This window comes from Microcoleus sp. S13_C5 (assembly GCF_036700845.1).
GTDB lineage: Bacteria > Cyanobacteriota > Cyanobacteriia > Cyanobacteriales > Microcoleaceae > Microcoleus.
Window position 1 is genome coordinate 1 of sequence record NZ_JAUBPR010000237.1, and the last position, 3,410, is coordinate 3,410.

The window sequence follows — 3,410 nt, forward strand, 5'->3', positions numbered from 1 at the left end:
ACCTTTTAAGTGGACATATAAGGGTAAAGTCTTGGCTGTCTAATAGTCTGTGTATTTACGCCGAGGTGTACTAGTTGTCGCCGCCTGCACCTCTCTCGATACCCTGTTTCCTGATAGTCAAGACAAAAAATCTCCTTTCCAAGGGATTTACATTGAGGAAAATCTGAAGCAATGGGATGAAAAAATCTGCCGTGAATTTATTGCTAGTCGCCTCCAGGCTTCCTGGTTAACACCTGTTGCTCAGCCCGTGAATTTTACTGAGGCAGAAATTGCGGGGTTAATTGCTGAAAGTGGCGGCTATCCTCAGAAATTGATGCAGTTGTGCTATCAAACTTATGCTGGTTATATCAACTAGGACTTACACAAGGGGGCCCAGAAACCGGGTTTTTTACGAAAATATTTCGTTAGAGAATCGCAGATTCGGTAAAAAACCCGGTTTCTCACCAGCCGTGCGTAAGTCCTGTTTATTCATTCCCACCTATTTATGAGTCAAAACCATCGCCCTGTTCCTCGGTTAGATTTAGCTCCCAAACTGAAGCGTCCTCTTTCTTTGTGGAATCCTTTAGATTACCTGCGATTGTTATATTGGGTGTTTTTCTTTCCTCAAGCTGTGGGGTGGTATGAGTCTACTTTTGGTGGTGAATCTAATTTAGAAGATGCCAAAACCGGGCGAGAAAAGTGGGAGTGGTTGCGTCAAAATTCCGTCCAGCGTCAGTTAATTCTACAAGCCTTGATGTTAATCATTGTTATCCCCGTAGGCTTGAGTAGACTTTTCGAGGAAATAGGCCTTTCTATCGATTGGTTCGGGGTGGCGTTCGGCGTGGCGTCGGGCGTGGCCTTGGGCGTGGCCTTGGGCGTGGCGTCCGGCGTGGCCTTGGGCGTGGCGTGGGGCGTGGCGTGGGGCGTGGCGTGGGGCGTGGCGTCCGGCGTGGCCTTGGGCGTGACGTTCGGCGTGGCCTTGGGCGTGGCGCGGGGCGTGGCGTGGGGCGTGGCGTTCGGCGTGGCGTCCGGCGTGGCGCGGGGCGTGGCGTCCGGCGTGGCGTGGGGCGTGGCGTTCGGCGTGGCGTCCGGCGTGCCGTTCGGCGTCGCGTGGGGCGTGGCGTTCGGCGTGGCGTGGCGTGGGGCGTGGGTCGTGGCGTGGGTCATGGCGTTCGGCGTAGCGTTCGGCGTGGCGTCCGGCGTGGCGATCGCACGTCCTGAAAATTGGCTTTTCGCTTTACCGTTTACCCTACTCCAGCGTCAACAGCTAAATAGACAACTTCCTCACATTACCCTACTTCCTCTTCCCTACCTGTCTTCTCAAATAGCTAATTGGCTGAGGCGGGATTGGAAAACAGGATTGCACAACATTAACCAATTACTACGGTTTACCCTTCAGTTTATCCCTGTTGTTAAAGCTGTAAATCGTGTATTGGCAGAGACACCAAAAGAACAACTTATCTATCGCGTCGCTCAATTATCAGAATATCCTTATGATTGGGATTTGGTGCGTTTTGCCTCAGCTTCTCTGGGTGAAGGAATCAAGTCAAAAGCAGTAGAAGGTTTTGTAATTATCGCATCTTGGCGACAACAAATTCAAGATCGTTTTCAAACAGAAATTCGTTTAAATACTCCTGCCCGTGCCTCTGCCGCTGGTTTCTGGTATCTCCACGAGCAAGAACCAGACAAAGCTACAGAAGCTTTCGCTGTAGTGCGAGATCTGCTTTATGGAGAGGAGATGTTTACCTTAGCGCAGATTCTCACAGATTTTCACCAAACAGCAGAACTAGCCGAGATTGCTTCCCTGAAGCTGCCTGCTTCCCCAAATCCACCTCTGCTGCGTGGCACTACTTGGGAAGCAATTGCTTCTCTACGGCGGGTAATTGCCGATGTTCAAGTCGTCGAGAATAGCGTATCTCGTTCTGCCCGTTCCCTTGCCCTCAACCGAGCATTAGGTGAACTTGAAACTATCCTCGATCGTCCAGATATTATACCACAATGTGAACGAAATTTAATTATTAAAACTGCCAAAAAATGGCAAGAAATATTACTGCAACTGACCGGGAAAATCGGATATATTTCGATTACTCAACCTGTTACTATCCCCTATATAATTGGCGATCCAGTCCAAGGCAATCTATTTGTCGGCCGCGAAGACATCATCAGACAGCTAGAGGAGTTGTGGGTAAAAGGCAATCCGCTTCAATCTGTGGCTCTCTACGGTCATCGGCGGATGGGAAAAACTTCGATTTTGTTGAATGCTAGCAACTGCTTAGGCTCAAAAGTACAGGTGGCTTACGTCAATTTGCTGCGCGTAGGAGATTGCTCTCAAGGAGTCGGCGAACTGCTAATATTCATCACCGATGCCATTGCCAAAACAGTCAAAATTGCACCTCCTGCCGATCGCGATTTCCTCGATTTACCCTATCTCACTTTTGGACGCTACATCGAACAAGTAATAGCAAATGTAGAAACTGGATTGATCGTGGCTTTAGACGAGTTTGAAAAAATAGAAGAATTGATAGACGCTGGGAACATCAATCAAGATTTTATCGGTTTTTTGCGAGGGATGGTGCAAATGAGTTCTAAAGTAGCCTTTGCTTTTGCCGGATTGCACAGCTTGGATGAAATGACCCAGGATTATTTCAATCCTTTTTTTGCTAGCATTATCCCCATCCGAGTGGGTTTCCTGAGTCAAGGTGCAACTCGCCAAGTTTTAGCCAATCCCGATGATGATTTTCTCCTCGACTACAAACCAGAAGCACTCGATCGCATTTATGAACTAACTCATGGCCAACCCTACCTCACGCAATTGGTAGGATTTCTGTTAGTCCGCCTCTACAACGACCAAGTATTTGAAATCGGACGCCCCCGCGATCCAATGTTTACACTAGAAGACGTAGCAACTGTCATCAACGATCCGGAATTCTTCAGCAGAGGTCGCTACTATTTTACAGGAGTTTGGGGTCAAGCAACGCAAGGCGCATCGGGACAACAGGAGATTTTAAAAGCCTTAGCACCTCACTTAGAAGGAATGAATCTCGACACGCTGAGTCAAGAAACAGGGATGGATGAGACAAGTTTACAGGAAGCACTAAAAACTCTCGAACGCCACGATGTGGTTCGAGAAAGTGATGGTTGCTACAGTATTACTGTGGAACTATTCCGCCGCTGGGTTCAGATGTCATGGGGAGGGAAAGGATAGTTAGTTATCCCTTTGAGTATTCCGCGCTTGAAACCAATCCTACACAAACTCTCGTCCCAGCCGAGGGGGACTCAGAGACAAGCGATAAAATTAATATTACTATTAGGCCAAATATTTACATGGTTGGCGGCCCTAACGGTTCAGGCAAAACGTAAGCGTTCAGGGGTATAAAGAAGACGAAAAACCACCCCCAAAATCAAAGAATAAAATTAGGCAGCAGTCAACA

General features: G+C 48.2%; 2 protein-coding genes. Both read left to right on the forward strand.

Annotation, left to right across the window (positions count from 1 at the left end; translation table 11 throughout):
- The first annotated feature begins 49 nt into the window (after positions 1 to 49).
- A complete protein-coding gene (locus tag QUA04_RS29055) occupies positions 50 to 355 on the forward strand; it encodes a hypothetical protein (RefSeq protein WP_333264104.1) in 306 nt (101 codons plus the stop codon).
- A 129-nt stretch (positions 356 to 484) separates the two neighbouring features.
- Positions 485 to 3,184: a helix-turn-helix domain-containing protein gene (locus QUA04_RS29060; RefSeq protein ID WP_333264107.1), complete on the forward strand. Its 2,700-nt coding sequence runs from the start codon at positions 485 to 487 to the stop codon at positions 3,182 to 3,184.
- The last annotated feature ends 226 nt before the right edge of the window (positions 3,185 to 3,410 follow it).